The sequence below is a fragment of the Porphyromonas sp. genome (assembly GCF_030529325.1).
Taxonomy (GTDB): Bacteria; Bacteroidota; Bacteroidia; order Bacteroidales; family Porphyromonadaceae; genus Porphyromonas_A.
This window is the reverse complement of record NZ_JAUMXC010000015.1, coordinates 1-26,068: the sequence shown is the minus strand read 5'-3', so window position 1 is coordinate 26,068 and position 26,068 is coordinate 1. Positions and strand designations below refer to the sequence as shown.

The following is a 26,068-nucleotide window of genomic DNA, read 5'->3' as shown; positions in this document are numbered from 1 at the left end:
TATCTTAACAATTTTATTTACAAGTGTTTTGCTATGAGTAAGGGAAAAACATTTATTACCTGTGATGGTAATCAGGCCGCTGCGCATATCGCGTATATGTTCAGTGAAGTGGCTGCGATCTACCCTATCACACCTTCTACAACAATGGCGGAGTATGTAGACGAATGGGCTGCATACGGTCGTAAAAACATCTTCGGAGAGACCGTCCGTGTACAAGAGATGCAGAGTGAAGCCGGTGCTGCCGGAGCTCTTCATGGTTCGCTTCAGGCGGGTGCTCTCACCACTACCTTTACAGCATCTCAGGGTCTTCTTTTGATGATCCCTAATATGTACAAGATCGCAGGTCAGTTGTTGCCTTGCGTTTTCCATGTATCTGCTCGTGCTATCGCAGCTCAGGCTCTTTCTATCTTCGGTGACCACCAGGACGTGATGGCTGTCCGTCAGACAGGTTTCGCACAACTTTGTTCAGGTTCGGTACAAGAGGTTATGGACATCGCCGGTGTTGCACACTTGGCTACCATAAAGACAAGCGTACCATTCGTTCACTTCTTCGACGGATTCCGTACATCACACGAGATCCAAAAGATCGAAGCGATGAACATGGAAGATATTGCTCCTCTCATCGATCAGGAAGCTCTTGCTAAGTTCCGCAAGAGAGCTCTCAACCCTGAAGCTCCTGTAGCTCGTGGTACAGCTCAAAATCCTGATATCTACTTCCAGGCTCGCGAAGCATCCAACCCATTCTATGAGACTGTGCCTGAGACAGTACAGATGTACCTTGATGAGATCGCTAAGATCACAGGCCGTCAGTACCACCTCTTCGACTACTATGGTGCTGAGGATGCTGAAGATGTCATCATTGCTATGGGCTCGGTGACTGAAGCTATCCGCGAGACAGTAGACTACCTCATGGCAAAGGGCCGCAAGGTGGGTCTTCTCAGTGTTCACCTCTATCGTCCTTTCTCTGCAAAGCACTTCTTGGCTGCAATGCCAAAGAGCGTGAAGCGTATCGCTGTGCTTGACCGTACAAAGGAACCGGGAGCAAATGGTGAGCCACTTTACCTCGATGTCAAGGACTGCTACTACGGAAAGAAGGATGCTCCTCTCATCGTAGGTGGTCGTTATGGTCTTTCATCTAAGGATACTACTCCTGCACAGATCCTCGCGGTGTATGACAACCTCGCGATGAACATGCCTAAGAACCGTTTCACTATCGGTATCGTCGATGACGTTACGTTTACTTCTCTTCCTCTCAAGAAGGAGTTGGAGTTTGACAACGGTTTCGAAGCTAAGTTCTACGGTCTTGGTGCTGATGGTACTGTCGGTGCTAACAAGAACTCTGTCAAGATCATCGGTGACAATACTGAAAAATACTGCCAGGCATACTTCGCTTATGACTCAAAGAAGTCCGGAGGTTTCACTTGTTCTCACCTTCGTTTCGGTGATACTCCTATCCGTTCGACATATCTTGTCAACAGCCCACACTTCCTTGCTTGTCACGTGCCTGCATACCTACGTCTTTATGATGTGACAAAGGGGCTTCGTAAGAATGGCACCTTCCTCCTCAACTCTATCTGGGGTCTTGATGAGATCGAAGAGCACTTGCCAAACAAGGTGAAGGCTTACCTCGCAAAGAACAACATCAAGTTCTACATGATCAATGCGACACAGATCGCTCAGGAGATCGGTCTTGGTAACCGTACCAACACGATCCTTCAGTCAGCATTCTTCAAGATCGCTAACGTCATCCCTTACGAGCTCGCGGTAGAGCAGATGAAGAAGTTCATCGTCAAGAGCTACGGTAAGAAGGGTGAAAACATCGTCAACATGAACTACGCTGCGGTAGACCGTGGTGCAGAAGTCATCGAAGTACCTGTGAAGCCTGAATGGGCAACACTCGAGCCTGAAGCTACAGTAATGCACAAGGATGACACAGAGTTTATCCACCACGTAGTACGTACTATCAACGCTCAAGAAGGTGACAGCCTGCCTGTGTCTGCTTTCAAGGGTCGCGAAGACGGTACATGGGATCAAAGCACTGCAGCTTCTGAAAAGAGAGGTGTGGCTGCATTTGTTCCTGAGTGGAATGCCGACAACTGTATCCAGTGTAACCAGTGTGCGTTCGTCTGTCCTCACGCTACCATCCGTCCATTCGTCCTCGATGGCGCAGAGCAAGGCAAGACTCCTGAAGGATACAACACTCTCAAGGCTATCGGTAAGCCATTTGCAGATATGCAATTCCGTATCCAGGTCAACGTTCTTGACTGTCTTGGTTGCGGTAACTGTGCTGACGTATGTCCGGGCAATAAGAACGGTAAGGCTCTTGAGATGAAGCCTATCGAAAGCCAGATGAGCGAAGTACCACGTTGGGACTTCTCTGTCAAGGATGTTACTTCTAAGGCGCACCTTGTCGATGTCTCGGCAAACGTCAAGAACTCACAGTTCTCTCAACCTCTATTCGAGTTCTCCGGAGCTTGTGCGGGTTGCGGTGAGACCCCATATGTCAAGCTCATCACTCAGCTCTTTGGTGATCGTCAGATGGTAGCAAACGCAACAGGTTGTTCGTCTATCTACTCAGGTTCGGCTCCTTCTACTCCATATACAGTAAACGAAAAGGGTCACGGTCCTGCATGGGCAAACTCTCTCTTCGAAGACAACGCAGAGTTTGGTTTCGGTATGCTCATGGGTACAGAGAAGCTTCGCGATCGTCTTGCGGAGCACGCTAAGAACCTTATCGAAAATCCAAATACTCCTGAGGAACTCAAGACTCTTCTACAAGAGTGGCTTGACAACCGCAACGACGGACCTAAGACTCGCGAACTTGCAGAGAAGATCCGTCCACTCGTAGCAGCTGGTGTATGTCCTGACTGCAAGGGTATCCGCGACCTGTCACAGTACCTCGTGAAGCGTTCACAGTGGATCATCGGTGGTGACGGTTGGGCATACGATATCGGTTTCGGTGGTCTTGACCACGTCATCGCAAGCGGTGAAAACGTCAACATCCTTGTCCTCGACACTGAGGTTTACTCAAATACGGGTGGTCAGAGCTCTAAGTCTACACCTGTAGGTGCTATCGCCAAGTTTGCCGCATCAGGTAAGCGCATCCGCAAGAAAGACCTCGGTCTCATCGCAACTACTTACGGTTACGTCTATGTGGCACAGGTAGCTATGGGTGCCAACCAAGCGCAGACCCTCAAGGCGATCAAGGAAGCAGAAGCATACGATGGACCATCTATCGTCATCGCTTACTCTCCATGTATCTCTCACGGTCTCCGTGCAGGTATGGGTAAGACTCAGAACGAAGCTAAGCGCGCCGTTGAGTGTGGTTACTGGCACCTTTGGAGATACAACCCACAGCTCGAAGCTGAAGGTAAGAATCCATTCCAGGTTGACTCTAAGGAACCACAGTGGGATCTCTTCCAAGACTTCCTCAAGGGAGAAGTTCGTTACAACGCGCTCCTCAAGCAGTTCCCTGCAGAAGCAGAAGAACTCTTCAAGGCAGCTGAAGAAAACGCTAAGTTCAGATATACAACTTACAAGCGTCTTGCTTCAATGAACTGGAACGAAGGCGAACAAGCAGCTGAATAAGCTTCCCCCTTCAGATTACATAAGGAGTGGTCGATTTTCGACTCTCTCCACTTTTAAGATAGCTCTCGACTTCCCATCACGTGGTAGTCGAGGGCTTCTGCTTTTGGGCAGATCTTACCAAGCCCTCTTTCGATATTTCTTTATCCCAAAACCAGAGTGTCAAACCCAACCCAAAAGGTTGTCTAACTTGTTGCGACAAGTTAGACAACCTTCGTCATCAAGTTAGATAACCTTTTTCATCGTTTTAGACGACTTTGGGATGAGGCTGATCTCCGGAGCTTAGAGAATCACAAGGGGATATACTATATCTTATCTGTTTTTTAGATTTTTTTGTAGTATATGGTAAGTTTGCTTATATTTGCGATCGGCAGTATGTTATGGATTGGGCTTACATACTCATAAAATGGTTTATTAACTTGTAATGCCACGAAATACGAAGTCCTTTCAGGGGAGAAGATGAAACTTGTGGTCAGGACAATAATTTTCAATATAATCACGAAATTAAAGGAGATTAAAAGAAAAGAAGGATAATACTAACATCATTCGTTTGCCTTTGCGCAATGGTAATCGGTTCTTGCAGTAAGGAGACTTTGCAAACTAACCAAAAAGAGGTCTTGACCCTCAATTCGCAATATTTCTTTACCGGTATTTTGACACCAAAAGCTATGAAGGTTGTTGCGAACAACAGTAGTGTTTACGACTCAGGTAAGCCTGATCACACCTCGCTTCTTATTGAATTATCCGGAGAGCGCTATGCAAAGTATAGTGATGCGACTTTTGGTGAATTTGTCAAGCTTGCCGAAAGAAAAGGAGATACTCCCAAAGAAAAAATGTATGCTCACGCGACACCAACGGATAATGAGACTACAGAATTTGCGATCTCAAAAGTCTCAGTAAAAGCCTTTAGTGCATACAATGAGACTCATCCGGAAGGTAGTTCGCTCATGGATGTGGTTCGAGTAAGATTTGAGTCCTTTGACCACGTCTTTGACAAGACATTGAACCCAAAAACCTTTGGATCTGCTAATCATGCAAGGTACACAACAGAGCCGGGAGATGTCTTGTCTCCGATCAAACATTTAGCGTTGAATTCCGGAACACAATATACCTTGGCGATGAGTCTGGAGTTTGTTCAAGCCCCATTGACTCCTCAGCAAAAGCTTCTGATAACTCTGACATTTGAAAATGGTCTCGAATTGAAAGAGGAACTTACTGTCGATATCCTCGAGCAGGCTAAGTAATCCCGAATAAGGCTTCGTATAAAAACAGCAGAGGAGAGAAAATACATCTCTCCTCTGCTATTTTTATATGAAAGGGATGTCGGTTTGTGTGAATATAGGTTAGAGGTCTCTATGCGTTTAGCTTGAAAACCCATAGGGAGAACTGAGGACTCCTTATCCTTCGGTTTGTGATGATCTGCCACTGAGCAGTGATGATCGCCAAAGCGTGGGTTCACTTATGTGTAAGTATTTTTTATATCTTTGGCCTCGTGTGCTCTGTTAATGGGTAGCACTAAGACTTAATTGTCAAATATCTAAAATATTACTATATATGAAATCACATCGTTTCCTATGGGGAATGTTGCTCTCATGCCTGACTTTTTGGGCTTCTGCTCAGACTGCTACCATAAGCGGTTATATCACCGATGCCACAAGTAAGGAGACTCTTATCGGAGCAAATATCTATGACATTTCCTCCAACGCCGGGACATCATCCAACAACTTCGGATTTTACTCCATCAAAGTGCCCATCGGAGAAGTGCACCTTCGATTCAATTACGTCGGTTATGTCGTGAAGGATACCACGCTTTTTGTGGAAAAAAGCACACGACTCAATATTGAACTGAGCGAGGCAAGTACTGCACTCAGTGAAGTCATGATTGTCGGCAACAGGCAGTCCGAAGTCAAGGGGATGGATACCGGACGTATCAAGATGAGTATGGAGGATCTCAACCGTACCCCTGCGATATTAGGGGAGGCCGACCTCATCAAGTACGCACAGCTCTTGCCCGGAGTGGCGAGAGGTCAGGAGGGATTCTCGGGGCTGATTGTCAGAGGTGGAGGACAGGATGAAAACCTGTATCTCATCGATGGTAACCCTATGTACAATGTCAATCACTTGTTCGGACTTTTCTCGGCATTCAATCCGGATGCGATAAAGACCTCGACACTATACAAAGGTAGCTTTCCGGCTCGTTTCGGAGGTCGTCTGAGTTCGGTACTCGATGTCCGTATGAAGGATGGCGATATGGAGAAATTTTCGGGGACTGCATCTATCGGTCTTGTCTCCAGTCGTCTCAATCTCGAAGGCCCTATTAAGAAGGGAAAGACCTCATACAATATATCTCTACGCCGTACTTACCTTGATCTCCTTATGAAGGCTGCATATCATTTCAGCAACAAGAGTGCGAAGGAGAGTGCAAGCAATTACTACTCTCAGGAAATGCCCGGATATTACTTCTACGATGCCAACTTCAAGCTCAATCATAAGTTTGACGACCGCAATCGTGTCTTTCTGAGTCTCTATATGGGAAATGACGTCCTTGATTTTCAGTCCAAGGACTATCAGACCACTGAGGGCGGTTACTCACACTTCCTGACCGCCGAGACGAGCTCTTTGGCAAAGTGGGGCAGTAAACTCGCCTCATTGGGCTGGACACATGTCTTCTCATCCAATCTCTTTGCCAATACCAACCTCTACTATGGTGAGTATGCTGCTTCGATCGCGGCAAATGACCACAACTATCAGCTCTCAAAAAGCGGACAGTCGGAGCTGACATTAGGCTTCGAATATGATATCACGAGTGGTATTCGAGACTTCGGGGTGCGTTCGGACTTTGACTGGACACCGTCCAATAAGCATTATGTCCGCTTCGGCGCTAACCTCATCCGACACAATTTTCGCCCCAATATCGAGACAAGAAACCTATCGGGGGTAGATATCAAAAAGGAGGATAAGGGTCTTGCAAAGTCTACAAAGGGGGAGCCTATCTCTGCCAATGAACTATCTCTCTATGCAGAGGATGAGATACAGTGGAGCGATAGATTTTCGACCAATATAGGTCTGCACGCTTCGGTCATCAACGTGGAGGGGAAGACTTACTACAGTGCTCAGCCGAGGCTCTCGGCGAGATATGAGATACTGCCCAATCTCAGTGCCAAAGCCTCTTATGCTGAGATGAATCAGTATGTGCACCTCTTGCAGACGACTGTCATCTCCCTACCTACGGATATGTGGGTACCTGTGACCAAGAAGGTAAGACCTATGCACTCTCGACAGACAGCTCTCGGACTCTACTGGGACAACGGAGCTTATGAAGTCTCGATGGAGGGCTACTATAAGAGCCTCAATAACCTCATTGCATATAAGGATGGTGCGACTGCTTTTCTGTCTGAAATAGACTGGCAGGAAAGAGTAGCCGCAGGTACGGGTAGAGCTTATGGCTTCGAGTGGTTGTTGAGGAAAAGTCAAGGTAAGTTTACAGGCTGGATTGCCTACACCTTATCTTGGACAGACAGACTCTTCAAGAATGGAGAAGTCAATAGAGGACGGAGATTTCCCGATAAGTACGACAACCGTCACAAATTGAATATCGTGGGGATGTATCGCCTTGGCAAAAATGTAGAGCTGTCGGCTGCATGGACTTATTCTTCCGGAAATCGTATGACCATCCAACAGGAGCAATACATCGATATCGATCACCATGTGAACTCCTTCATCGACCAACGCAACAACTACGCTCTGCCTGCTTATCATCGTCTTGACCTGGGTCTCAATATATACAGACCCAAAAAGAATGGCAACATGGGCATATGGAACATCAGTGTGTACAATGCGTACATGCAACACAACTCTTTCATGGTGAGTCTGGACGAAATGCCCGCCGGTCCTCGAAGCAGAGCAGTGATCCGATCTGTTTCGGTATTCCCTATTATCCCTTCAGTCTCATACACATATAAATTCTAAGACAATGAAACGAATACTTATATTTCTATCTCTGCTTCCTCTCTTTTTGGCTTGTGACAAGATGGAAAAAACTCTTGAGATTGATAAGTCTATGTCCCGCAACCCACGTTTGGTCGTCAATGGTGAGGTCGTGGCAGACTCTCTCCCCAGGCTCTATATCTCCAAGACCTTGCCGGTGAATGCTACTTACCAGAGGGATAGGCTGTATGAGGCTTTCGGAGTCAAAGAGGCTACGGTGGAGTGTTATATCAATGACAAACTTGCAGAGACTCGGACCGTGCATTTCGGAGATTTGGATGATTCTCCGGGTCGCGGATTCTATCCGGCAAGAGGGTTCGAGTGTTTCTACAAGGGAATGGCGAGACCGAGACCCGGTGACAAGGTGCGCTTTGAGGTCTCTTCTCCTGATTTGGAGCCGGTGTCTGTTGAGGTCTATTTACCTGTACCTCCTACTTTCAGGGTGATGAAGCGTGAGATTGCTCGCGCTCCTGTAGATGCCTTTTACCCCCAGCCACGCTCATCGTCAATAATTCCTGTGTTGAAGATGCAGGTTGAGGTCAAAAAGTCGGACAAGGATCCCGATGTCGGTATTGCTGTCGGCTACTATGGCGGAGTGAAAAATTCCGGGGGGATTGTTGAATACTCCAGACAGAATCTGAGAGTGACTGATGACATCATTTTTTCTCAAACAGCTGTCAAACTCAGCAAGTACTTCAATAAGAATACATATAAATTTGATGATGGATATCGTTTCCCTTACTTTTCTACTTCAGAAATTGTCGGTGATACCTACACGATGAGACTTATGGGCAGAATCAACATTTTGCCGGAAGAAGAAATGAGTGAACCTACCAAGTTGGTATTCAACTGTATGGATCCTTTCTATCATGAATGGGCCGGTGCGAGATTTGGGCTGAAAGACATCAGTGTCGATGACAATGACTTCTTCGATGCGTCTGATGACACAGACAATCCTTTTGCCGAGCCTGTATTGGATAGTACAAACGTCCGTGGCGGTAGAGGCATAGTCTTGGGTTATACGAGGGTAGAAGTACAAGTTGTCAGCAAGTAACTTCCTGTATCTGTCAAGACCAAAATTCAAAATACATGGGGTATCTTTCATTTTTTCAATGAAAGATACCCTATTCCTTTATTTTTGAGCCCTAATTTGATAGTAAATTAACCAACAATAGGTATTGGCAGGGACAAATAAGCTACGTAGCTTTGTAATGTCATGAAAAAGTCCAAAAGAGCAAAGACCCCTTACCACGGAAATGTCTCAGGATATGATGATGTGATCACGGGGAGCAAGTGGTGGTCAAGGTTGTATATGAATACCTTCTGGGGTCTCGATGACAATCTTATAGCTGCAGAAGTCTTGGATATGATCCCCGATGACTTTTCGGGCAAGTTACTGGACGTGCCTGTAGGGACAGCGGTCTTTACGGGAGAGAAGTACAGGCGTATGGCCTCTGCACAGATAGTGGGTGTAGACTATGCAGAGCCCATGATAGAAATAGCCGAAAGGCGTAAGTCTGCCCTCGGACTTGTGCATCTGACTCTCGAGCAGGGTGATGCTACCCGGCTGAGGTTTGAGGATGCGACGTTCGACAGTGTATTGACGATGAATGGTATCCATGCTATCCCTGACAAGAGCAAAGCTCTCTCCGAGATGGCTCGGGTACTCAAGCCCGGAGGAATGATCTATGGGTGCACATACGTCACGGGGGATAGACGACTTCCGGATACGTTGGTACGCTTGGTCTTGAATAGAGTAGGGCTTTTTGCTGCTCCACACTATACGTACGAGACTCTTCATGCGGACTTGGAGAAGTACTTCGGCGCAGAGGTGACACTGATACACCACAAATCCATGGCGGTGTTTAAGTGTCGGAAGACGAAATAAATTATTACTACAGTATAATCTATAATCAAAAACGACAAAGCCATGAGTATCACTAACCTGATTGACTACGACAACATTACTATCGTACAAGGTGTCAATGGTATACGTCTCTGTGAAGAGGCTTGGATGAAAGAGCGCGATATCCGCGTGGATGTGTCTCAGTATATCGCTCCTGAGAGAGAGGACTCTTCCTCCTCCGAGAGCCACTGACGGACAGCCGGGCAGGAGTCCGGACTTTCCCTTGCTCGGACATCCCTTTGGAGCTCTTGAGTGCACCTCTTGTATTCAATAAGCCTCAAGAGTAGAGTGTTTTTTAGTATATTCTGTGAAGAGAGAAAGGACATCGCAAGCGATTCGCTTGTATGATGTCCTTTCTGTTTTTATCACCTTTGTTGATTCTTTACTTATCGCCATGGTTATCGTCATATTGATGGCGACGAGTCTCGTTTATTGGGGTCGAGATACTTATATATTTGAGAGGATTAAAATTCTGGTTATATAAAAATGTTGTTGCGAGTTAAAAAGTGTCATTCATAAAAATGACTTTTCCTTTGTATACGCACATTTTGCAGAAGAGTTAAAGTTAAAACGAAATATTTGGCCTAACCTTTTAACTTATGAGCCTTGGATGGTTGATTTTTTTTAGACAACTTTGCAGCGCTTCGCAGTGTCGAAAAACATTTATCATTATAAATTATTAACTTAAACAAGATGAAAAGTACTATGAGACCTTTACTGTCTCTGTTCTTAGTCTCTCTGTTTATGGTAATGTGTTCGCCGAAAGAACAAGCGAGCATTACGGTAGACTCCATCAGACTCAGCAACAGTACAGTCTCTTTGGTCAAGGGACAAAAAATCACACTTCAGGCAGAGGTGCTGCCACTTAATTCGGAGCAACAAAAACTCTCTTGGTATTCGACCGACAACAGTATCGCAAGCGTAGATAATGGTACTGTGGTAGGAAATGAGTTGGGAGAAGCCACTATCACTGTGAAATCCGGGCGAGTATGGTCCAACTGTCTTGTCAGGGTCGTTGCACAGAAGATCCCGGTAGAGTCTATTACTTCGGAAGTAAAGGAGTTGAGCCTTGTTGTGGATGGAGAGGTCCGTCTCAGTTACAGCCTTACTCCGGAAAACACCACGGACCTCATCTCTTGGTCTTCAAGTGATGAGGATGTGGCGCGTGTCGTCGATGGGACGGTGTTTGCTCGTGCCGTAGGGACAACTGTAATCACTGCAACTGTAGGAAACAAGAGTGTCAGCTGGACGGTGCACGTGAAACTGACTGCGCCAAAGATAACGAGACTTGATGTGTCTCCTGACAAGCTTGATATGGAGGTCGGTGACGTCAGACTGCTCGATGTCGAACTCGGATCAGACAGACCCGAGGATGTGAATATCGATTGGAGCTCAGACAACGAGAGTGTCATATCTGTCCTCAACGGACGTCTGACTGCCAAGAAGGTCGGAAATGCGACAGTGACAGCCAAGGCCGGTGATCTTGAGGCAAAGTGTGCTGTGACGGTGTCAGAAAAATCTTCTGAAATCAAGGTACTCAGACTCGATAAGTCCAATATCCAACTACGTGTGGATCAGACGATCACTCTCAGAGTACACGTCATCCCCGAAGATGCTCTTGGGAAACTCGAGTGGAGTAGTTCTGACGAAAAAGTGGCAACTGTGTCTCGTTATGGCTTTGTGAAAGCAATCGCCGAAGGTAAGGCTGATATCACAGTCAAGGTCGGGAATCGCTCTGTTGTGTGTAACCTTGAGGTGGTTTCTGGACTACAAGCAGATGACTTTATTATTGAGGTTTCCGATATTTCTTCTCTTGACGGGCTTGTCTCTTTGACTCCTCCTTCGGATGATGTCACATTCGTATTTGATATCTTCTCCAAGGCTCGATATGATAGGATCGTGGAGACCTCAGGAGGTGTCATCAATCATAGTTTGGCATTTTGGGAACAATTTGGGGATGCTGATTTCCTTGCATCTTTGAAGACCGGACCACAAAAGATGAGGGTCTCAGATCCCGGTAGTAATGCTCCATTCCCCGGGATGTCTTATGTCGCAACTTGTTTTGGAATCGATAAGAATAAGAATATCACATCTCCGCTAAAGGTGGTGAAATTCAAACTTAACGGAAGTACTCCTTCGTCCAACAAGTTGAGCTTCAAGGAAACAGGTGTCACAACTACTGCCCTTTTGGGTGAGATATTGACAACAAACAATGACGGCTACTATATCACCATCCAAACTCGTAAGTATGTAGATTTCTACAAAAATAAGGAACAGAACAACCCTAACGAACTCATCGAAGGTCTGTCTCCTGTCAACTATATGATCTACAGAGCTTTCGAAGCCGACTTGAAGGATCGTAAACTTGATGATCTCATACTCCACGGCAACACAAAGTTGACTGACGGTTATTTTGCTCCTAAGAGGCCCGGACGTGAGTATGTATTGGTCATAGTCGGTCTCAATAAGGATCAAGGCCTATGTACGACTCCGGTGTACCATTACTTCACGACTAAATCAAACTATTAAGGAAAAATCATATGAATAAGATAATAGCAACGCTTGTTTGCGGAGCTTTGGCTTTGGTCCTCTTTGGATGCCAACAAAACGGAGTCTTGGATAATACCCAAGAGCCTTATTTGGAGCTGTCCGAGGATATCATAACGCTCTCGCAAGAATCTTCAGATAAAGAAATAAGAGTAGAGACCAATGCCAAGACTTGGTCTGCAAAACTATCGGCAGATGTGGATTGGCTTCGCATTAACCGCAGTCCGGATGCCTTTATCCTATCTTCGGAGGCTAATGAGACCGGGCAAGAACGCACTGCCAAGATAATAGTAGAAGCCGATGCCCGCTCTGTAGAGATACTTGTACGTCAGAGAACATCGGCATTAGAGATTTCTCTCTCTCAAACTCATGTGGATGTCCCTGTGCGTGGAGGCTCTTATGTCATCAATGTTTCGGGCGTAAATTCTAACTGGAGAGTAGATGGATCAGAGCTGTTTCCTTGGGTATTGGTTCAACAGGCTCAGAATGGGATATCTCTTCAGGTATTGCCCAACGAAGGAAAGAATGTACGTGTGGCTAAAGTCTATGTGACTACCGCAAGTGCAGCTCCGGTCGAGCTTGTCATCACCCAACAGGCAAAGAGTCCATATGTCTTGCCATATATGCCTCAGGGCGCGATCTATCAGGCAGATGTCCTCAGAGATGCACAGGAGCGAGGTATGTTCTTTACTCGCATGGAAAATGCTTCCGGAGGCTTTACTATCTATCACTTTGATGCCGGAGATGAGAAAAAATCAACGGTTCAGTATAGATTCAAATCCGGTATAGAGAGATATCTATCCTTTGCTGTGACTACGATTGGTAGCAACTATGGCCTCAGTTCAGAGTTCGAAACTTATCTCTCTGATCTTGGGTTTGAACTATCCGGTGAGAAGATCGTCAATCAGATCATCACCAAACACTATGTGCGAGTGACTCCGTTCTATCTTGTAATAGCTCAGGTACAGGTCCCTGTAGCCGGAGGTCAGACCATAGTCACATATAAGATCGAAGAGGTACAGCCTCATCCGATGAAGACATTTGATAAAATGCCTTATCGCAACATTGATCTTCTCAATATCGCAGACTTTTTCGCAGTCAAGGAATGGGAGGAGAGTGAAGGTGAGTGTATCGAGATCATCAGAGATCGCGGAGAGAAAAATCCTAATGTGATTTACAGAGCTGAGTTTTCATCCGTTACAAATAGAAATACCCATGTGTCTACCCTTTATTTCTTTGAAGAGACCACTGAGCCTTATGTAGGTAAGCTCTTCCAGAAGGTGGATATCTATAGAGACATACATCTTGCGCTATGGGCCAATTCTGAAGGACGCTATTTCGTTACCAGTGAGATGGAGGAAATGCTCAGGAAAGAGGGCTTTGCTTATCAAGGTCGCCCCAGGACCGGAGGTACTCAAGAGTGGATCAGTTATCTCAATATTGACGAACGCCTGGCTATACTTTTCACCAATGTCAATCAACCAAATGGCGATGTCTTTTTAGGTATCAGTCTGTTCAAGATATCCGAAGATGATGGTACTTCTGCTACAGCTTTTGAAGCTGCACTGAAAAATGCTCATAAGGTAGTGAGATAAATCTCCTGCAGATATCAGCTCATGTAAAAAATAAATGCAACAATACACATAATGAAAAGATTAATCATATATATCGCAAGTGCGCTTGTACTATTTTCTGCTTGTCAGGATCACAATGCTCTCGGAGATATGTATTCGACCGGAGTAGAGAATACAACTCTCCGCACGACAGAAAACGAAGCGTACGACCGCATGGGTACTCCCGGTGTCGTATATGTCAAGATGGATCCCGCTGCAGCTAAGAGACTCAAGGATGCCGGGGAGATTTCTCCAAGTACTTTTTCTTCGCTCAATTCGGATATAGAAGTCGCTTCACGTAGACTTGGAGTGAAGAGCGTAGAGAGACTTTTCCCTCATTCCGAAGAGTATGCTGAGCGTCACAAGGCTTTTGGTTTGGATCGCTGGTATGTCGTTCGTTATGAGACTTCCAATATTGTCTCTTATGCCATCCAAAGCCTCTCCGCTGTCAACGATTTTGAAGTGGTTGAGCCTTGCTATGATATTCAGATCGATGGGAAGCAGGTAGGAGCTTCATTTACGGGAGTACCATTCCCGATGGTTGGTGTTACTGATGCTGCTACATTTAAGTTCAATGACCCTCGCTTCGCAGAACAATGGCACTACCATAACTTAGGAACTGCATCTTGGGCAACACAGGGTGCTGACATCAATCTTCTCAAGGCTTGGGAGGTAGAGACCGGTAAGCCTAATGTCATCATTGCTGTGATCGACGATGGTGTAGATGTCACTCATGAGGATCTCAAGGAGAATCTTTGGATCAATCCCAATGTGACCGGTCCTACTGATAGGACGACATACATAGAGGATGTCAATGGTGGTAACTTCGTCAAGAACGGAGTCCGCGGTAATCACGGTACACACGTTGCCGGCACTGTCGGAGCTCGCAACAATAATGGTAAAGGTGTCTGTGGTGTTGCCGGTGGTGATGGTACCAAAGACAGTGGTGTTCGCATTATGGAATGTCTTGCTATCGATAGTCGCCCAAAAGACTTGCGCCAAGGTAGCCGCCCCGAGGCAGCTTTGGTCTTCGCTGCCGACAATGGTGCTGTCATTGCCCAAAACTCATGGGGTTTGCCACCTAATGCACCTCTTACTCAGAGTCTCAAGGTTGCTATTGACTACTTTATCGCCAATGCAGGGGTAGACAAGTCCGGCAACCAGCGTCAAGATTCACCTATGAAAGGTGGGGTTGTCATCGTTGCAGCCGGTAACGACAACGAAGATGCTCTTTGTTATCCTGCTGCCTATGAGCCTGCGATTGCAGTTGCTGCTATGGCTCCCAACTTTACTCGTTCTTCATTTACCAACCGAGGAGCATGGGTAGACATCATGGCTCCCGGAGGTGATCAAACCAGATTCGGAGACAAGGCCGGAGTTTTGAGCTGTGTCCCCGGAAACAGATATGCGTTCTATCAGGGAACATCTATGGCTTGTCCGCACGTATCGGGGATTGCCGGTCTTATCCTAAGTAAGAAGGGTAAGCAAGGTTATACCAACGAGGATTTGAAGAAAGCTATTCTTTCAGCTCTCAGACCCGAAGACATCGACCAAAAGAATGCTCGTGAAGTCGGCAGGCTTGGCCGTGGATATATAGATGCATCCCTTGCTTTTGACGATGATAACCACATCGCACCGGATATGCCTACATTGGGCTCTGACATCAACGTGCAGTATACATCTATCTCGCTCAGTTGGAAAGTCAATAAGGACGATGATGATAAGCTCCCTCTTTTCCAAGAACTATATTACAGCAATGCTCCCATCACTGCAGAAGTGCTCAAAAACATGGAGCCTATACGTATGCGTAGCACTGTAGTAGCACCCGGACAAGAGATGTATCGTACTATCGAAGGACTCAAGCACAGTACCAAATACTACTTTGCTCTTATTTCTGAGGACAGATGGGGCAACAAGTCCAACCCTCTCTTCTTTGAGTACTCTACTCGCATCAACCGCGAGCCTGTCATCGCTATTGCTCCACACAAAAACATCGTTGTCAGTGGCAATAAGTCTGAGCAGATCAAGTTTACTGTGACCGATCCCGATGGGCATTTTGTCAAGTGCCGTATCGAAGGTGAGACTACTGGTGTCAGCCTCAGCGAAAACAAGGGGCAGGGCGTGATACAGATACGTTCCGTACTTCCTGAGGGTGAGCATAAGTTTACATTGATTGCTTTGGATGAGTTCCAAGGAGAGACGCGCCACGAGATTAAGTTCTATGTCGTCAGGCCTAAACCTCTCATGCTCAAAGGCGATTTTTCACAAGTTGTCCTTGGTATGGATGTCAAGGAATTGACAGTGGCTGTTAAGGAAAATATAGACTATAATCCTCAATTGTCCCTCAAGGTAGAGGCAAGATCGAACAACGAGTCAGTAGTACTCACGTCTGTCTCCAAAGATGGGGAGTTGAAGATCATCCCTGTTTCCAACGGACGTGCGACGATCTACCTCAAGATACAGGACGAAACAGCCGAAAAGCTCGAAATTTCTTTCAAAGTCCAAGTTGTGAGTGACTCCAAGGCTCCTGTGCATATCGTTTACCCTATCCCTGTGACCAAGACCCTCAACATCATGCTCAACAAGTCTATCAAAGACGCTAAGATCAAGGTCGTCACACTCATGGGTAAGGTACTCATCGATGTCCCTGTCAAGCAGATTGGCAGGAATAGTGTAGTGTCTCTCAATGTGGCTAATCTTACACCAAACACCTACCGTCTCATTGTTGAGTCTTCCAATATGCCAAGTCACGAACAGATATTTGTAAAGTAATACCCAAGAGCCGCACCGGAGAGAGTGCCCGAATGCCTCTCTCCGGACGGCTACATACTAAAATACAGACATAATGTACAAGAATATAATCAAAAAAGGCCTTCTCTTTGCAACGCTGAGCGTTGCTACCTCCCTTGTGGCTTCTGCTCAGGTAGCAGCTCCCCACCGCCTCTTTGAGCTTAATCCCGATGTGGCTTCTCATGCTCTCGGGGGGACTCATCTTGTGACAAATAGCAACAACTACATCTACGCCAACCCTACCAATATATTCAGGGCTGAAAAGAGTTTTACCCTCTATGTTTCGGGTGAATATCTTCCTAAGTTTGCTGACATGAAGCGTGAGAGCTTCGGTAGTCTGAGTGCCGGTTATCGCTTCAACGAAAGACATGCTCTTTTTGCAGGTCTTCGCATGCTTTCGGGTCTCAAGCTCAATCGTGTCAATGACTTGGGTACCGAGACCGAAGAACGACTCCTACGCCCCAGTCAGATGACTTTTGATGCAGGTTACGCATTTGCATTTTCTGAAAATATCTCTGCTTTCGCAACTCTCTCCATGCTGCGCTCAACTACGGGGCAACAGACTCAGAGTTTTTTTGCCGGAGTTGGGGTGAACTATACCCGTACACTTCAGTGGATGGGTAAGGAGACACACTTCCGGACTACTCTTGCAGGATACAATCTCGGCGAAGATGTAGACTTCGGCAAGGGTATGTCTTACAGACTTCCTTCGACTGTCGCGCTCGGTCTTGGAGCGACTATGGAGTTGACCGAAAACCAGTCTCTCGGGCTTCAAGCTCAGGTTGCTCGCATCACATCTTATTCCGATACACAGTTGGGAGCAGGGGTAGAGTATTCCTTCCTCAAGATGTTCTCACTGCGCGGAGGTTACCAATACTACGACAAAGATGTTTCGTTTGCTTCTGTCGGAGCAGGTCTGACTATCGGTAGGAATGTCCTTGGTGTTGCATACCGTATCGGTATGGGAGAGTACACCAAGAATAGCATTGCTTGCAGTTTCTCGATAAATTTCTGATCTGAGATATCTCTAAAAAAGGAGAAGTCTCCCTTGGTGTATTGCCGAGGGAGACTTCTTTTTTATATGCGGACAATACAAGTCTTGACTAAAACCGTTTTGTCCCAAAGGTAGTGTCCAAAAAAGTGTGTAAGGTCAGTTATTTCTTTTCCCGCCGGGGCATGTCCCAGCGGGAAAAACTTTGAGTTTTTCGGGTTATTGCTTATTCTATTTGATACTCCGGTCTTGGAAATAGGGCAACCTCCTTGCGTAAGTCCTTTCGGTCATCTCTCGGGCAACAGATCCGAGAAGAAAGACCACGGCATCAGCCGAGGGAAGAGCCCCACGCAGGCGCAACCTGCGCTTATAGCTCCGATTGAGACGCTCCACCCGATTCGTAGAGTAAATCATACGATGAACACCCTCCGGAAACCTCAGGTAGGTGAAGTCGTCTATATTGCGAGGTGCCGACAGAGAGAGCACGCTCTTGCTTCGAGAAGGTGTCCGATAATACTCGAATCAGTTCGTTAATACCTGTCTCTGATGATAGCATTTCAGAAATAAAGCCGACTTTTTTGATGTTGTAAGCTCCATTGTTCTTAGTTTTATTTTTTCTTATCTCAAAGTTAAGGACTAACGGGGCTTACACACTTTTTTAGGACAGTATTGAAAAAAGGGATTATACCGGTCTGAGACCGATATAATCCCTTTTGGGTTTTATAAGTTTTGTCTTTCCGAATTACTTCTTGAGACCCAATTTGACACGTATAAGGTCTGTCGCATCTACACCTGTGCTACCGATGTAGATCATCACCTGAGCATCGAGGATGTATGCAAAGCCATTTTCTGCACCTACCTTGTTGATAGCATCTTTGAGCTTCTGTTGGATAGGAGCCATGAGCTTCTGCTGTTTTTGCATAAGTTCTTGTTCTGCTGTGCGTACGAGGTCGGTGATTCTTTTGTTGAGGTCTTCGATCTCTTGTTGCTTACGGAGCTTGATGGTTTCGATGTACGTGTCTTGTTTAGCCACATACTCTTCGTACTTCTTTTGGAGCTCTTGCTTCATGGCTTCGATAGCATCTTCATATTCTTTCTGAAGGGCTTCCAGGTCTTTTTGAGCAGCCTTGGTGTCAGGCATTTCGCTTAGAAGAAGTTGTGTGTTGACTACCGCGATCTTCTGGTTTGCTTGAGCAAATGCTACAGAAGGAAGGATGAGGAGTACGAGTGCTAATAGATACTTTATTGTTTGTTAGTTAATCAGCTTGTTTTTTATTATTCTCTGTATCCGAGTACTGCAAGGACATCATTGCTGATATCTGCGCGTGGATCTGCGAAGATGATGCCGGTGACAGATGCTCGGTCAAGTACCATGAGATAACCTCTTTTGGCCGAAATTAACTTCACAGCCTCATAGATATTATCTTGTATGGGTTTGATAAGTTCTTCTTGCTTCTTTGTCAGCTCACCCTTTGGGCCGAAGTACTTCTGTTGCAATTCACGGACACGCTCTTCGGTATTGATGATGGCTTCTTCGCGCTGTACCTTGGCTTGGGCAGAGAGTGTCGGCATGTCTTTTTGGTACTTTGTGTACATCTTTTTTGCCTCTTCTCTGTAAGCATTGATCTCTTTCTCCCACTTTTCAGTCAAGCTTTTGAGTTGTTCAGTGGCTTTTTTGTATGGAGGGAGCTTGGATGACAGATACTGCATATCGATGAGTGCGTAGTTGGCTTCCTGAGCTTGGGCAACTCCGAAGAGCATCCCTGCAAGGAGCGTAAGTGTCAGTAGTAATCGTTTCATAGTGACATAGTGTTTTTGTTCGTTTATACTGCCGGACGGGTGTCCGGTGAACTAAATATCTCTGGATGTCTTTGGTTAGAATTCTTGTCCGATGATAAAGTGTAGATTGCTTCCGCCCTTCTCGAGGCCTCCGTTAGGAGTGTCAAATCCGTAACCCCAGTCGATACCCATGAGACCGATCATCGGTAGGATGATGCGGACACCGAGACCCGCAGAGCGTTTGATTTGGAATGGGTTGAAGTCCTTGTTGCGTACCCATGCGTTTCCGGCTTCGGCAAAACCAAGGAGCCATATTGTGGTATTGTCTGTAATCAATGGATATCTCAACTCCATGCTCAGACGAGTGTATGAGTATGCCGAACTCGCGATGCTTCCGTTTTTGTACCCGCGAAGACCGATGGTCTCATTAAGGTAGCCCGAGCCGTAGTATCCCGATGTGCCATCACCTCCGACAAAGAATGTCCCGAATGGAGATTGCTTGTGGCTGTTGTATGAGCCGATGAAGCCGGCTTCGGCACGAGCCATGAGGACAGGGATACGCTTGTAGGTGCGCTCGTCCATGAGGGGAAGGAAGGTCTGCCCTTTGACCTTGACTTTGTAGTACTCTATAAACTTATTGCGCTTGGATGCAGAGACGTTCGGATCTGAGTAGTCTACTTTGTCAAAGAGTGAGTAGGGTGGGGTCGCCGCAAGGTTGATCGAGAAGTTGGATCCCCTGCGTGTGAATATCGGATTGTCTGTGGAGACACGTGCGAGATTGACGGAGAAGTTCAAATCATTGGACATACCGTTTTCAAGACCTATGTTGAAGTAGGGTTGATTCCAGTTCTTCAGCTTGTAAATAGTGTAGTTGAGTCCGACTTGGATCTGGAAGTTGTCGTCCGGCCACATGAGACGCTTTCCATAGGCGATGTTACCTCCGAATATATCAAGCGTCCTGTCGGGGTCGTATGAGCTCTCCAACAAGTCTCCTGCGATCTGACCGTAACCGGGATACCCTCCATAACCACCGTATCCGCCGTAACCATAGTAGTTACCATAACCGGGGTAGCCCCCATAGCCCGGATATCCTCCGTAGCCGTATCCGCCATACATAGGATCATATGGGAGATTTTGCAACTGTGACTGGTAGAACTTGTAGTTGATCTGAGTCTGGCGTGACCACCATGCTGATATGCTGAACATATTGGGGCGCTTACCTCCAAACCATGGATCCATGAACTGAATACTGTATGATTGGTAGTAGCGAGCGTTGGTCTGAGCACTGAGGGTAAGGGTTTGCCCTTCACCTTGAGGAATGATACCCTTGTATGTCTTTGGATTGAAGAGGTTCTTCATCGAGAAGTTTGTAAACTTCAATGCCGCACGACCGATGAGACCGGTCTGGCTCCATCCGAGAGACAGTTCCACCTGGTCGTTGGACTTGGAGACAAGATCCCATTCGATGTCTACCGTACCATTTTCTTCGTTAGGGATAGGATTAGGCACGATCTTTTCGTTGTCGAAGTGTCCCATCTGCATCAGCTGACGGATAGAGCGAATGACATAGTCCTTGCTGAAAAGCATACCGGGCTTGGTGTACAACTCACGGCGCACAACATCCTCATAGAGGCGGTCACTACCATTGATGATGACCTTATTGATTGTCGCGGGTTTACCTTCGTGGATGCGGATGTCGAGGCTGACAGAGTCTCCGACGACTTCTGTCTCTATCGGCATCATGTATGCAAAAAGGTAACCGTTGTTGGAGTATAAGTTGCTGATGGCATCCTCATCCGTATTGAGACGACCTTCGAGCTTTTTCTGGTCGTAGACGTCTCCTTTTTTCATGCCGAAAACATGTCTGAGGTAGTCAGTGTTATACTTTGTATTTCCCAAGAAGTTGATATCCTTGATATAGTACCTCTTTCCCTCATTGATGATGATGTCGATGTTGTACCTCTTTTCGTTGTGTCTGTAGACGCTGTCCTTGATGATCTCTGCATCTCTATATCCGTGTTTGTGGTAGAGTGCAAGGATGTTGTTGAGGTCTTGTTGGTACTCCTTTTGGACGAATTTCTTCGCATCGAATATCTCAAGGAAACTGTTCCAGGGATTACGGGCAAGAGAAAAACGTTCGTTGGTTTTTTTCATCGCCTTGTGTAGCTGGAAGTCCGATAGTTTTTCGTTGCCTATGAAGTTGATCTGATGTACCCCGGTTTTGGTGTTTTTTTGGACATCAAAGTCGAGGAAGACGTACCCTTCGCGAGCCGGGTCAGGGGTTTCTCGTGTCTCTATTTGGACGTTGGGGAATCCCTTTTCGTCAAAGAATCGAGATATGACGATCTTGGAACGGTCGATGATATTGGGCGTCAGGTGAGCTCCCTGGCTGAGAGATGAAAGTTGGTTTTTGAGCAGTGTTTCTGACTCACCTCTTTTTACACCATTGATACGTACCTCAGAGAGTCGTGGTCGCTCTACGATGTTGATGATAAGCCAGACTTTGTCACCTTCAAAATGGCTTGCCTCGATACTTACTTCCGAGAAAAGGCCGTTTTTATTGTAGTTTTGCACCGCTTCCGTGATGGCATCACCCGGTATCTCCACACGCTGACCGATAGAGAGTCCGGATACACTGATGATGATAGGAGCCTCATAGCTCTTGTTCCCCCTGACCTCTATCCCTGCGATGATCTTGCTCACCGGGCGTGCATAGGATATCGTAGGCACTTCCCGTGTGGGAGGGACAGAGTCTGTCGGCGTCTGTGCCCATGCCGAGCCGACTATCGTGCAGCATAGCAATGAGCCCCATATCTTTCTTGTCCGGTGTGAATAAGTGCGTATCTTCATATTCTTTATTCAGTTTCTATCTTGATTTTGTCACTCCTGTTGAATAAGGTTTTTCACCCTTTATTTTCTTCAGGAGCTATTACTTGTTCTCCGGTTTTGCCGAATCTACGCTGTCTGCTTTTGTAGTCCTCGATGGCTTTCAGGAAATCATCCTTGCCAAAGTCCGGCCAAAAGACATCGCAGAAATACAGCTCCGTGTAAGCTATCTGCCAAAGTAGAAAGTTGCTTATGCGACACTCTCCTCCGGTACGGATGAGCAAGTCGGGTTCGGGTAGTCCGTGAGTATATAGTCTTGATGTTATTGTTTCCTCATCGATGTCCTCCGCCGCAAGAGTCCCTCGGGCAACATCTTTGGCTATCTCTTGCACTGCCGAGATCATTTCTTTGCGGCTCGAGTAGCTGAGTGCCAACACCAGTGTGATCGTGTTGTTGTGGCTTGTTGCATCGATGGCTTCTTGGAGTGCCTGGAGTGCCAATGGTGGCAACTTCTCTATTGCGCCTATGGCCTGCAGTCTGACTCCCTTTTCTGATAGCTCTTCGATCTCATTTTTTATGGAAGTGACAAGCAAGGACATCAGTGCATCCACCTCTGATCTTGGCCTGTTCCAGTTCTCTTCCGAAAATGTGTACAGTGTCAAGACCTTCACCCCTGCGTCTACTGCAGCCTTGATGACTGTCCTCACGGGCTCTATACCATGTATATGCCCATAAGCACGTTCTTTGGACTGCGCCTGAGCCCAACGACCGTTCCCATCCATGATGATGGCAACATGGTGAGGAGTCAGGTTGAGAGTTGCGTTGCTTGACTGAAGCATAGATTTTTGAGAGAAATAGATGATGTATTTATCGATTGATTTGCTTTATTCCTTGATAGAGTTGATGATACCTCCTGTGGTATCCAAGAATCCCTTCCAAAACTCCCTCGAAGCCCGGCCTCCTACGATACCGCCAAAGAGATAAAATTTCGGATCGGCTTCCGTCCCCTCAAGCAGCCCTGAGACACCTGTACGAGGGGTGAACTCCTGTCCCGGCTCTTGTTGCTTATTGAGCTCTACCCAAGACAACCCTCTGTCGGGGCTTTTGTACATCTTATTTTGTATACCGATCTTGTCGTATTTTCCTCCTACGATGTAGATGCTGTTGCCATGTCTCATGAAGAGGGCGCCCTCCATCGGAGTGCTGAATCCCTTTCCGGTATAAGGCATCTCTCCCCACTTGAAGCCGTCGGAGGTGAAGTGGTTCGCACGTACGGCTTTACCCTCTTTGTCTACGCCTCCGATGATGTTGGCATTGGTTTGTCCGGCTGTTTCGTAGAGGTATATGTAAGAGTTGCGCACCGGCATCGTGGCATCCAGTTTTGTCTTGCGCTCGATGTTGTTTTGACTGATACTATAAGTATAGTAGTCATCCGGCTTGTCTGCTGTATGTCCTATTGCAGATATCACAGTCGCCTTGTCATCGCTTGTGGAGATGTCGTACAAGAGCCCTGTTATTCTGATACTTTGAGTATCCACTTTCGTCCAGACCGCGAGGGATTCCGAGTAGTAGACATTGCCCTCATCATCAAGTACCCATGCCACATTTTTTCTGTCTGTGACAAGCGTCTTGGGGCGGAGTCCGTCCGGAAATACTCCTCTCATCCTGACAAATTCACCCTTGTCTATGTCAGAGATCCGGTAAAGCTCGATCTTTCTCTCATTTCGAGAAAGCCAATATTTATCTCCCGCGTGTACGAAGACGTGTCCATCCTCACTTGGGGTAGGCAGGGCTGACTCACTTTTTTTCCAAGTCAGTTTGTCAGGATTGTATCCGTAGATCTGCAGACGCAGTTTGTAGACGATCGGATCGAAGTTTCTGCGTGAGACTTCGATGAGCAGTTTCCCTCCCGATACATCTATCTTGCCGGTGTCACGGAGAGACCAGTTGACCGTCTTTTTTGTCAATTCATTGGTGATTTTCACATCACTTTCAGACGAGATGTTCATCCTGAGATAGGCTGAGTCCAACTTTGTCTGATACGGATAAGGGGTGCCGTTGTATATTAGTTTGTTGATATTGTCAATGTTATATGTCATCAATGGCAACTTGCTCCCCTTTGAGAAACTCAGCGTCACCAATCCCGGTGTGCGGAAGTCTGTGAGAGCAGGTGCAGAAGGTATCACGCCACTGTTCTGATCACACGAAACAAAGAGAGCGGCGAGGGCAACTGCAGATGCCAAAAATGCGTGTACTTTATTCTTTATCATACATTACGTCCAATTTACACTACAATGATACAAATGTACACTTTTTTCATCTCTTATTTGTCCGACTTTCAAACAAAAATACTTTTTGGACTTTTTTTAACGTCAATTCGGCCTCTGAAAAAGAGGAAAATAGAGGCTTCGGGCTCGCTTGGCCACTCAGCTTTGTCGTACCCGTTCCCGACTTGTTTCAAATATTCTTTTGTTCAGTATGCCGCTTGCTTGAGAAAATGTACTACTTTTTCAAATGAAACGAATGTTATGTTACATGTGTTTCAATTGGAGTTATGATAAAGTAATCAAACAATAAAGTTAGAATTTTGGTAATATGAATACGACTAAAAAGCAACCTGTCAATCCCTTTGGTTGGGGCAAAATTTTTCCCGCGAGTGATAAGGTAGAATGCAAAAAAGTAACTTTCAAAAATCGCTATGGGATCACCCTTGTCGGTGATTTGTATATCCCCAAAGATCGCGAAGCCGATAAGCTCCCCGCTTTGGCTGTTTGTGGTGGTTTTGGCGCTGTAAAAGAGCAAGCATCAGGTTTTTATGCACAGACGATGGCGGAGAGGGGTTTTGTGACGTTGGCTTTTGATCCATCATATACAGGAGAGAGTGGTGGCGAACCTCGTAATGTCGCATCTCCCGACATCAATACCGAAGACTTTTCGGCAGCTGTTGATTGTTTGGGGCTTCAGCGCTTAGTGGACAGAGAAAGAATAGGAATTATCGGTATCTGTGGCTGGGGTGGATTTGCGTTGAATGCTGCGGCTATCGACACACGTATTAAGGAGGTAGCGACAATGGTAATGTATGATATGTCCCGTATTTTCTCCAAAGGTTATTTTGATAGCGACACTCCCGAGAAGCGTTTGGAAATGAAGCGTTCGATCAATGCTCTTCGCTGGGTGGATGCCGAGACAGGCACTCCGTCCGGAGGTCAGGCTCTGCCGGATACTGCACCTGAAGGGATCCCTCAATTCTTGAAAGACTATATCGAGTTTTACAAAACTCCACGAGGTTGGTACGGGCGTTCGGTCTCCGAGCATGTCTGGACAGCTACGACGTTGCTTTCGTTCATGAATTTTCCATTGCTCTCGTATGCTGACGAGATCAACATCCCCGTCCTCATGATTACAGGAGAAAATGCACACTCTCGCTATATGAGTGAAGATGCTTTCAAGGCCATCGGATCTGAAAGCAAGGAACTTGTAATCATTCCCAATGCCCGCCACATCGACTTCTATGACAATCAGGCAGGGGTGATCCCGTTTGACAAATTGGAAGATTTCTTTAGAGGGAATCTGCGCTAATGTTCAGATAGAGGGATGTCTTGGGGATAGTTCCATCATCAAAAGTCTCAGCTGCCACTTTGACACTTTTGGCTCTTCGATCTGATCGGCATAGTTGTGAAATATTTGTCGGATCAAGAGAAACTCTCCTTTGTTTATTGTTGGGTAGATCGCTCGGGCCTAAAAACAAGTGCTTGTTGTAATAAATCAAGTACATTTGCGTTAGTGATCCAAGAAAGAAACTGCATCGTTTCAGGAGTAGTAAACAATAACTGTATGAAGATTGAAACTCACAATATAGGCAATACAAAAGCAGCTGAAATCATAGCGGACAAAATAATCTTGAGTTCTACTGAAGACGGATTAGATTTGTTGGGAAATTTGTATTATCAAGGATTTGACAAAATTATCATTCACGAAAAGAATATCATACCTGATTTTTTTGACTTAAAAACTAAAATAGCAGGGGATATACTTCAAAAATTC

General features: G+C 46.2%; 18 protein-coding genes. 12 read left to right on the top strand and 6 right to left on the bottom strand.

Going from position 1 to position 26,068, the window contains the following annotated elements:
* The first annotated feature begins 33 nt into the window (after positions 1-33).
* From nifJ to Q4A14_RS03805, 10 genes are all read left to right on the top strand, one after another.
* A complete protein-coding gene (gene nifJ / locus Q4A14_RS03850; RefSeq protein WP_303170061.1) occupies positions 34-3,588 on the top strand; it encodes a pyruvate:ferredoxin (flavodoxin) oxidoreductase in 3,555 nt (1,184 codons plus the stop codon).
* A 665-nt stretch (positions 3,589-4,253) separates the two neighbouring features.
* On the top strand, positions 4,254-4,829 hold the full coding sequence (locus Q4A14_RS03845; RefSeq protein ID WP_303170059.1) for a hypothetical protein: 576 nt from the start codon (positions 4,254-4,256) through the stop codon (positions 4,827-4,829).
* Positions 4,830-5,139: 310 nt separating this feature from the next.
* Positions 5,140-7,554, top strand: a complete 2,415-nt coding sequence (locus tag Q4A14_RS03840) for a TonB-dependent receptor (protein WP_303170058.1) — start codon at positions 5,140-5,142, stop codon at positions 7,552-7,554.
* A 4-nt stretch (positions 7,555-7,558) separates the two neighbouring features.
* Complete coding sequence (locus Q4A14_RS03835; protein ID WP_303170057.1) at positions 7,559-8,626, top strand: DUF4249 family protein; 1,068 nt, start codon at positions 7,559-7,561, stop codon at positions 8,624-8,626.
* Between the two features lie 162 nt (positions 8,627-8,788).
* On the top strand, positions 8,789-9,460 hold the full coding sequence (locus tag Q4A14_RS03830; protein ID WP_303170056.1) for a class I SAM-dependent methyltransferase: 672 nt from the start codon (positions 8,789-8,791) through the stop codon (positions 9,458-9,460).
* Positions 9,461-9,502: 42 nt separating this feature from the next.
* Entirely contained in the window at positions 9,503-9,670 is a 168-nt protein-coding gene (locus tag Q4A14_RS03825) for a hypothetical protein (RefSeq protein WP_303170055.1), read from the top strand.
* Between the two features lie 513 nt (positions 9,671-10,183).
* Positions 10,184-12,007 (top strand): Ig-like domain-containing protein, encoded by a 1,824-nt coding sequence (locus tag Q4A14_RS03820; protein WP_303170054.1) that lies wholly within the window; start codon positions 10,184-10,186, stop codon positions 12,005-12,007.
* Between the two features lie 11 nt (positions 12,008-12,018).
* Positions 12,019-13,620, top strand: coding sequence for a BACON domain-containing protein (locus Q4A14_RS03815; RefSeq protein ID WP_303170053.1), 1,602 nt, complete (start codon positions 12,019-12,021; stop codon positions 13,618-13,620).
* A 51-nt stretch (positions 13,621-13,671) separates the two neighbouring features.
* Entirely contained in the window at positions 13,672-16,410 is a 2,739-nt protein-coding gene (locus Q4A14_RS03810; RefSeq protein WP_303170051.1) for a S8 family serine peptidase, read from the top strand.
* A 73-nt stretch (positions 16,411-16,483) separates the two neighbouring features.
* Positions 16,484-17,443, top strand: a complete 960-nt coding sequence (locus Q4A14_RS03805; RefSeq protein WP_303170050.1) for a PorV/PorQ family protein — start codon at positions 16,484-16,486, stop codon at positions 17,441-17,443.
* Between the two features lie 207 nt (positions 17,444-17,650).
* On the opposite strand, the gene Q4A14_RS03800 is transcribed toward Q4A14_RS03805, so the two are convergent.
* The 6 genes from Q4A14_RS03800 to Q4A14_RS03775 form a co-directional block, all read right to left on the bottom strand.
* Positions 17,651-17,905, bottom strand: a complete 255-nt coding sequence (locus Q4A14_RS03800) for a transposase (RefSeq protein WP_303170049.1) — start codon at positions 17,903-17,905, stop codon at positions 17,651-17,653.
* Positions 17,906-18,161: 256 nt separating this feature from the next.
* Complete coding sequence (locus Q4A14_RS03795; RefSeq protein ID WP_303170082.1) at positions 18,162-18,596, bottom strand: OmpH family outer membrane protein; 435 nt, start codon at positions 18,594-18,596, stop codon at positions 18,162-18,164.
* 98 nt (positions 18,597-18,694) lie between these two features.
* On the bottom strand, positions 18,695-19,219 hold the full coding sequence (locus tag Q4A14_RS03790) for an OmpH family outer membrane protein (RefSeq protein ID WP_303170048.1): 525 nt from the start codon (positions 19,217-19,219) through the stop codon (positions 18,695-18,697).
* Positions 19,220-19,294: 75 nt separating this feature from the next.
* The gene (locus tag Q4A14_RS03785; protein ID WP_303170047.1) at positions 19,295-22,048 is read right to left on the bottom strand and encodes an outer membrane protein assembly factor; all 2,754 of its coding nucleotides are present in this window, start codon (positions 22,046-22,048) and stop codon (positions 19,295-19,297) included.
* A 53-nt stretch (positions 22,049-22,101) separates the two neighbouring features.
* Positions 22,102-22,863, bottom strand: coding sequence for an isoprenyl transferase (locus Q4A14_RS03780; protein WP_303170046.1), 762 nt, complete (start codon positions 22,861-22,863; stop codon positions 22,102-22,104).
* A gap of 45 nt (positions 22,864-22,908) precedes the next feature.
* Positions 22,909-24,294, bottom strand: a complete 1,386-nt coding sequence (locus Q4A14_RS03775; RefSeq protein ID WP_303170045.1) for a DUF6242 domain-containing protein — start codon at positions 24,292-24,294, stop codon at positions 22,909-22,911.
* Between the two features lie 325 nt (positions 24,295-24,619).
* Between Q4A14_RS03775 and Q4A14_RS03770 the strand changes: the two genes are divergently transcribed.
* Together Q4A14_RS03770 and Q4A14_RS03765 are read left to right on the top strand one after the other, a co-directional pair.
* Positions 24,620-25,603, top strand: a complete 984-nt coding sequence (locus Q4A14_RS03770) for an alpha/beta hydrolase (protein ID WP_303170044.1) — start codon at positions 24,620-24,622, stop codon at positions 25,601-25,603.
* A 255-nt stretch (positions 25,604-25,858) separates the two neighbouring features.
* On the top strand, positions 25,859-26,068 hold a 210-nt coding region (locus tag Q4A14_RS03765; RefSeq protein WP_303170043.1), incomplete at its 3' end, for a DUF4180 domain-containing protein.

What these genes read in the sequence shown, in the direction of transcription:
- Q4A14_RS03840 (WP_303170058.1), top strand. Translation starts at nt 5,140, where the DNA reads ATGAAATCACATCGTTTCCTATGGGGAATGTTGCTCTCATGCCTGACT.
- Q4A14_RS03810 (WP_303170051.1), top strand. Translation starts at nt 13,672, where the DNA reads ATGAAAAGATTAATCATATATATCGCAAGTGCGCTTGTACTATTTTCT.
- Q4A14_RS03780 (WP_303170046.1), bottom strand. Translation starts at nt 22,863, where the DNA reads ATGCTTCAGTCAAGCAACGCAACTCTCAACCTGACTCCTCACCATGTT.
- Q4A14_RS03785 (WP_303170047.1), bottom strand. Translation starts at nt 22,048, where the DNA reads ATGAAGATACGCACTTATTCACACCGGACAAGAAAGATATGGGGCTCA.
- nifJ (WP_303170061.1), top strand. Translation starts at nt 34, where the DNA reads ATGAGTAAGGGAAAAACATTTATTACCTGTGATGGTAATCAGGCCGCT.
- Q4A14_RS03805 (WP_303170050.1), top strand. Translation starts at nt 16,484, where the DNA reads ATGTACAAGAATATAATCAAAAAAGGCCTTCTCTTTGCAACGCTGAGC.
- Q4A14_RS03845 (WP_303170059.1), top strand. Translation starts at nt 4,254, where the DNA reads ATGAAGGTTGTTGCGAACAACAGTAGTGTTTACGACTCAGGTAAGCCT.
- Q4A14_RS03820 (WP_303170054.1), top strand. Translation starts at nt 10,184, where the DNA reads ATGAGACCTTTACTGTCTCTGTTCTTAGTCTCTCTGTTTATGGTAATG.
- Q4A14_RS03835 (WP_303170057.1), top strand. Translation starts at nt 7,559, where the DNA reads ATGAAACGAATACTTATATTTCTATCTCTGCTTCCTCTCTTTTTGGCT.
- Q4A14_RS03830 (WP_303170056.1), top strand. Translation starts at nt 8,789, where the DNA reads ATGAAAAAGTCCAAAAGAGCAAAGACCCCTTACCACGGAAATGTCTCA.
- Q4A14_RS03825 (WP_303170055.1), top strand. Translation starts at nt 9,503, where the DNA reads ATGAGTATCACTAACCTGATTGACTACGACAACATTACTATCGTACAA.
- Q4A14_RS03770 (WP_303170044.1), top strand. Translation starts at nt 24,620, where the DNA reads ATGAATACGACTAAAAAGCAACCTGTCAATCCCTTTGGTTGGGGCAAA.
- Q4A14_RS03790 (WP_303170048.1), bottom strand. Translation starts at nt 19,219, where the DNA reads ATGAAACGATTACTACTGACACTTACGCTCCTTGCAGGGATGCTCTTC.
- Q4A14_RS03815 (WP_303170053.1), top strand. Translation starts at nt 12,019, where the DNA reads ATGAATAAGATAATAGCAACGCTTGTTTGCGGAGCTTTGGCTTTGGTC.
- Q4A14_RS03775 (WP_303170045.1), bottom strand. Translation starts at nt 24,294, where the DNA reads ATGATAAAGAATAAAGTACACGCATTTTTGGCATCTGCAGTTGCCCTC.